Annotated in this window: 5 protein-coding genes and 1 pseudogene; 5 read left to right on the top strand and 1 reads right to left on the bottom strand. The window is 45.3% G+C overall.

Annotated elements, in window-relative coordinates:
* The first annotated feature begins 617 nt into the window (after positions 1 to 617).
* Positions 618 to 776, top strand: a complete 159-nt coding sequence (locus AC1RKG_RS12785) for a hypothetical protein (protein ID WP_262504730.1) — start codon at positions 618 to 620, stop codon at positions 774 to 776.
* A gap of 378 nt (positions 777 to 1154) precedes the next feature.
* Positions 1155 to 1454 carry a Cif family virulence factor gene (locus AC1RKG_RS12780; protein ID WP_493183194.1) on the top strand — a complete coding sequence of 100 codons (300 nt, stop codon included), beginning with the start codon at positions 1155 to 1157 and terminating at the stop codon, positions 1452 to 1454.
* A 184-nt stretch (positions 1455 to 1638) separates the two neighbouring features.
* On the opposite strand, the gene AC1RKG_RS12775 is transcribed toward AC1RKG_RS12780, so the two are convergent.
* Positions 1639 to 2505 (bottom strand): hypothetical protein, encoded by an 867-nt coding sequence (locus tag AC1RKG_RS12775; protein ID WP_493183192.1) that lies wholly within the window; start codon positions 2503 to 2505, stop codon positions 1639 to 1641.
* A gap of 1180 nt (positions 2506 to 3685) precedes the next feature.
* On the opposite strand from AC1RKG_RS12775, the gene AC1RKG_RS12770 reads away from it, so the two are divergent.
* The 3 genes and pseudogenes from AC1RKG_RS12770 to AC1RKG_RS12760 all read left to right on the top strand — a co-directional run.
* A complete protein-coding gene (locus AC1RKG_RS12770; protein WP_493183190.1) occupies positions 3686 to 3886 on the top strand; it encodes a hypothetical protein in 201 nt (66 codons plus the stop codon).
* Positions 3883 to 5301, top strand: coding sequence for a hypothetical protein (locus tag AC1RKG_RS12765; RefSeq protein WP_493183188.1), 1419 nt, complete (start codon positions 3883 to 3885; stop codon positions 5299 to 5301). Before AC1RKG_RS12770 ends, AC1RKG_RS12765 begins: the two co-directional genes overlap by 4 nt.
* A 334-nt stretch (positions 5302 to 5635) precedes the next feature.
* Positions 5636 to 5876 (top strand): annotated as a pseudogene (locus AC1RKG_RS12760) (transposase); the annotation flags it as partial.
* Between the last annotated feature and the right edge of the window lie 541 nt (positions 5877 to 6417).

The following is a 6417-nucleotide window of genomic DNA, read 5'->3' as shown; positions in this document are numbered from 1 at the left end:
GGAGGCCTCACCCTGCGGGCCAACGCTAAAGCGTTGTTCAATCCGGTGCAAGCACCGGTTGTCCGAGTCCGGGCACCATATTTAGAAGAACCCGCCTATGGCGGGTTTTTTGCTTTTCGAGACAGGACTCCTCATCGAACACGTTCGATTATTCGGCCAAAGGCCTCACCCTACGGGCCAACGCTAAAGCGTTGTTCAATCCGGTGCAAGCACCGGTTGTCCGAGTCCGGGCACCCTATTTAGAAGAACCCGCCTATGGCGGGTTTTTTGCTTTTCGAGACAGGACTCTTCATCGAACACGTTCGATTATTCGGCCGGAGGCCTCACCCTGCGGGCCAACGCTAAAGCGTTGTTCAATCCGGTGCAAGCACCGGTTGTCCGAGTCCGGGCACCACTATTCTAAAGAACCCGCCCGAAAGGCGGGTTTTTGCTTTTCTGGGGATAGGACTCTTCATCGAATACGTTCGATTATTCGGCCAGAGGCCTCACCCTGCGGGCCAACGCTAAAGCGTTGTTCAATCCGGTGCAAGCACCGGTTGTCCGAGTCCGGCACCCTATTTAGAAGAACCCGCCTATGGCGGGTTTTTTGCTTTCTGAGTGACCCTGACGGGCAGCGCATGCCGACCTTCACCCTGACCTTCAGCGATCATACGCCTGACGCGATCGCCCGTCACTTCGGGCAGCGCAACATCTGCGCCGACAGCGCGAATTTCTATGTGCTGGACCTGATTCAACAACTGGGCTGCAAGAGAGCGGCGTGCTACACATCGGCATGATGCACTACAACACCCAAGGCGAGATCGACACGCTGTTCGAGGTGCTGTCCCAAGAGCATGGGATAGCGGTAACGCAAACAGCGATACGTCATCAGTACCGTAACTCTGTTTTAACGCAGAACGCTGCCTTATATCTACAATGCGAACATAGCTTCGAAATATTATTTATTTTCAATTTAAATTAACCAGAGTGACTATTTTATTATATCAGATAATTTTCATTAATAATGTTTACAAGTAACGTCAATCGCCATAACTGTCGGTAAAAAAACGTATGCCAGCGCTCAGACGCTGGTCATTACTTAATAACAAAATTAAAAATCGTTGCCACTAAGGATTAAAGTATTCTCGCGATGCCTCACAAAAAATGTGATCTGTTTGGCTCACGAATTTAAAAATAAAAATATAGACGAGGCATTATTTTTGTTTGAAGCGGATGGTGTGCTAATACTTTGTGATAACCAAAAGATAACCGGACATAGTTCAATTGCGGAGGCTTTGAAACCCTATATGAAGGTCGATTATTTTAAATTAACAACGGAGCCCATTGCTTTTCTCAGCACCAAACGGGATATCGCATTTACCCGAACATCCTGGTCTGCCTGGATCAAAGTTGAGGACGGAACCATCAATGATGGTGAAAGGCGAAAGCAACACAATAGTACAGCGTCAACCTGATGGCACATGGCTATTGATCCTCGACCATCCTAACGGTGCGGATCATTAATACCATTATGAAAAAACCATGCGTGGCGACTTAATGAAAAGGCCAAGGCGCTCACGCATTATTTCGCCAATGATTTCCACCACGCATCTAAGAACCTATAAGAAAATTAAACCATAGAAAATTTGCAAACAATGCTCAGACTTTATCATCATCTAAGTCCTTCTTTATTATAAGATAGTTTACAGCCAAGTTTAGTGATATTATATGTTCAACCCCTTTCAGCAGTTCATCTCTGATTACGTAATCAACGCCAATTTTTTCAACCGCGCCGCCTTCAACCAAGAGGGCAATCAAGTTTAAAGAATGTGAAGGCGACACTCCAACTTTACTGGAAATGGTTTTAAAGTATGAACCGCTCAACCGCTCCCCAACTTTCACGTTACACTTTCTGACATCCATCAATATTTTCATTAAAAAAAACAATCCTGCCGATTTAGATTGTATTTCCAAAAAGTGCTGTGAATCAACAAAGGTCGAATCAAAATTATGTCGCGATGAAGTCACCCATACAAGATTCTTTTTGTTATAATAATTTCTATAAAAATCATCGGTTAATAATGAGCTACAATCAATAGTCGAGTCATAAATGCTCAGAGGTGCCAACTTTTTTAGAAACAGGTAATCTAAATCTTTTCGCCCCTTCTCAGTTAGCGCCAGTGTTTTTCTTCTTCGATCACCACCTCTTATGAAAACGACTCTCCCGGTACGCACCATATAGTCCACAAAACCTATAGTGTTATTTTTACCTGAAATTTTGTTTTTACCACATAGAGTATAAAACTCGCTCAGCGAGGAAATACCGTTTGAGAGAACAAGACTCATCAATAAGTTAAATGTAATGATTCTTTCTTTCTTAAAAAAGTAGTTATAAAACGATGAGTTAGAAGCACACATCTCCCAAAGCCCTTCGGCAAATACCTGAGTCATCAGACTGAAGTCTTTATGGTTTTGTATACTTACTTGTATCTCTATGATTTCATTAAATCTATTTATAGCACTCACCTTACTCAACCATCACCACACGCGTATGCTTACATTTTATACACAAACGGGTATTTTCGCAAAAAACGCCAATTTACAGACTTATGGACAATTCTTTAAACATCCCGAAAAGCGCTCTCTCGGCGCGGAGATGCCGCCGTCCTATTGATTAACATGGGAAAAGCCCCCCACTCGCAGCCAGCACATTTTTTCCTACCACCTTAGCCACTCTTTTCAGGCAGCATTAACGAAAGGATAGCCTGGCCATTTTTAACAATTCAGAATTGTATCTACCTTTTTACAGAAAAAAATACTCCATTTAGTTTTTCTATAAACAATTAACTTTACGTTATTTGTTTATCATTTGTTTTTGGCTAAAAACCCCACCAATGTTGTTGTGGTTAAAATTCAAACGATAATCAATGAAATAAAAACCATGGAAAAAGCTGACTGCAGAAACGTTAACTATGATTTTGATGTTTGTAAGCCGCAAGGTTCATTTTTAATATTAAGTTTTTGAAGCTATGCCAATGAGTAAACTTTTATAAAAGAACGGAAAAACCAGCAAATAAACATTCACACAATCCCTGATGACAACTTTTATCTTTAGGTTGTGAGGCCACTTTAAAATAACCATCAGGAAAATAGGATTCACTTCAAAGAACTACAGTATTTTAGTTTATATAAAAAACCAACGTGGTGACGTTGTTTTGGTCGCCTTGAGTTCAGATACTCAAACACTAAAAACCCTGAAATACCTTTCAGGCAATAGTGTTGAAGTCATGTTGATCGTTGACTTGCCAAACTTTCACGAGTTGGCTGGCTTTAGTGACGCTCCCATACCGCGGTTCTCGGCAAGCAGTCTCCGATTCTCCATATCGGCATTGTCGGTCTGCGTTTCTCGATAACGCTCCGGCTCGATACGGATCAGCACTGGGATGCAATAATTTTAGTCTATTCGCTGCTTCATACCGTCTTTATAGAAGGGAACCTGCACTACCGAACCCAGACGAATACTACGGAAACCCACCGACGCCCCCCAATCAACCACGCCAACGTTAACATCAAAAAAATAACAACAGGAAATCATCTTGAAAATTGATAAAAAAATTTCTTAAAAAATTTTAATATAACCCAATATTAATGATGAAAACATTTTACTTTTTATAGCTCATGCTTGATCGAGAAACCGGTAAATCGTATGACGATCCATACCGATTATCTTGGGTGGGTGGGCGGACAAATTCAAACCCACGCCACCGACGCCAAACGTTGCTGCTCCGACATCAACGTTGAAGCCAGCAGCGCTAAGCTAACTTGCCCGCGCAACCGCAATGTGGCTTACAACAATGAACAACAGGAAATACCTAGTGATTCAACACGTTTTTTGGAGATCCCGTGACCAACTATGCTGAACAAATCAGACGCCTGAAAGAACTTGGCCCTCGCACCTCAGGCAATGACGCCCACCGCGCGCTTATCTCGGAAGTCGCAACCGAGTTGAGCGAACTCGGTTATGACGTGCAACGTGATAAACACACCTTCGAGCGCTGGGATGCATTGCCAAATAACACCACATTACACATTGGAGGAGTTGATATCCCACTCTCGTCTATCTGGCCGTACTCCGGGGAAACCGGCCCTCTCGGCGTCAGCGCGCCTCTCATATTGTTACAGGGCCGGCGGAAAAAGTGGAAAAAGGCGGCAGGCAAGATTGCGGTTATCGAAGTGCACAATATTGACGTGCCGGCTCGACTGCTCTTTGGCAACTGGGGGGGCAAACTGCCCTTCGACACCATAGCCAATCCGGTCATCGGGAGCGAATTCGCCAATATCGAATTAACAAAGGCTCGCGAAGCAGGGGTACTGGGTGTCGTCGTGGTCTGGGGCAGCATAGCCGATGAAGCGGCAAGTGGTCAGTACCTGCCTTTCACTCGTGATTATCAGGGCATTCCTGCGGTGTGGGTTCCCGAATCGCAACGAAGCACTCTTCTCACCGCCGCCGAATGCGGGAAAGGAGCGACGCTCATCCTTAATGCCCGGAAAACCAAGGGAGCAACGATGGATACCTTGTGGGCCGTCTCTCGTGGCACCGGTCCGCAGGCAGAGGAAGCTGTCATGGTCGTCACGCACAGCGATGGCGGGAATAGCGTTGAGGAGAACGGCCACCTGGGATTGCTTGCGCTCGCCCGGGATGCGGCAGTAATCCCTCATAATCGCACGATCGTTTTTGTCTACACAGCAGGGCACCTGCGCATCCCCAGCGTCACGAAGCATGGTCAAGCCACCACGGCATGGCTTGCAGCGCATCCTGAATATTGGTCCCCTTCGCACAAAGGGCTCACGGTGGTTGCAGGCCTTGTCATCGAGCACTTGGGCGCAAAACATTTCTGTGTTGACCCAAGCAGCGGGCAATACGGCCCCGACGGCACCTTACAACCTGAATTACTCTATACCACGACTCCAGAGTTGACACAATTGGCCCTGACCACCTGGAAGGGAGCAGGCATGAATGCGATCATTCCCGTAAAACCGGGCGCATTAGTTCACCTGGGCGAAGGCGAACCCCTCTTCGAGCAAGGGATACCTGCCATCGCACTCGTCACCGGCCCAATGTATCTTCTTGCGGAAACGGATGCGGACTTGGTAGACATTGAAGCGCTGACTCGTCAGATCGACAGTTTCCGGCGGTTACTCACTCATCTTGCCAGCCATGTCGACAGCGCCACTTTCGGCGTCGTTAAACGCCCCTCAAAATTGAGGAAACTCCTTGCGGTGGCTCGCATCCTTCTTTTCATGCACAGACACCGGATGTAAGCGTCCGTTGGCCCCCCACATTACGAAGGGCCGGCATTGGCAAAAGGCCCTCTGTTGAAGCCAGAGATGCTTTCTCCAGCGTCGTGGTCATTCAACTGATGTTAAAGAGCGTGCCCAGATCGGTGGCTTCCCCCCGATGGGAGAATGGCCAACCAATATTGCCCCCTCGCACTATTTCCTGGCGGGTATCATCTTGGTTGGTATTGGCAGCGGCCTTATCGGTTAGCTTGCATCGTCGTTCGATTGGCTTGTGGTGTTGCAAGTAACCTGCTTAACCGAACCATTCATTTTAGAGATATTCCGACATACTGATTATACCCTTGGAGAGATCACCATGTGTAAAACCCGATTCTCCGAGCACCAGATCATCTCCGTTCTAACGTCTGTTAAAACCGGACGTACCGTCAAAGATATCTGCCAATAGCTGAGGCTTAATACTATAACTGGAAAGCGAAGTATGGCGGCATGAAAGCCTCTGATATCCAAAAAATGAAGGATCTTGAGGACGAAAACCGTCGTCTCAAACAGATGTTGCCAACCTGAGTCTAGAAATTCGTGCGTTAAAAGAGACCCTTTCGGTGAGCGTTGCCCCCTTCCCGAGCTCCGTTGCTGCTAGAAGAGGTTCCGTTGAAACTGTGGAACCCATACCTCTGATAATCACGCATGTCTGCTTGTCACTCTGTCGACGATTTACATATATCCTAACCCTGCATGGATTAGTTACAGGGGTTAAAAAATTATTTTTATAAAAAAATTTATCAAATTTTTAGGTAAAATAAACGCACCAGAATTAAACATAAAGATAATAACAAAATGTTATTTGTTTTATTTTAAATTTGATCTCACTTTAATTTATGTGTTTGAATATAAAACACAATACTATAAGCCCATTAATTTGCCTTCCATTTTTTAGTGTAATGCAATTTAATGCCACCCTAACCTCTTAGGTAAGTTAACCACCCAACCAGTAGGGTTACCCGTGTCATTAAGTTATACCGTTAAATCCGAATTGCATAATCCTCATTGCTTCCATTATTTTAACAAAAAGTCGAGCGTGACAGGGTTTCATTCATGGTGATTTTTCAAATGATATTCAGAGAGCAACTTTCGCTCCTC

This window comes from Serratia sp. GW822-FHT06D09, assembly GCF_058799515.1.
Note: the sequence above shows the minus strand (reverse complement) of the source record. Positions and strands in the feature narration are given on the sequence as shown.

Bases quoted from the DNA above. Each gene is read 5' to 3' on its own strand.
- AC1RKG_RS12785 (WP_262504730.1), top strand. From the start codon at position 618: ATGCCGACCTTCACCCTGACCTTCAGCGATCATACGCCTGACGCGATC.
- AC1RKG_RS12770 (WP_493183190.1), top strand. From the start codon at position 3,686: ATGACGATCCATACCGATTATCTTGGGTGGGTGGGCGGACAAATTCAA.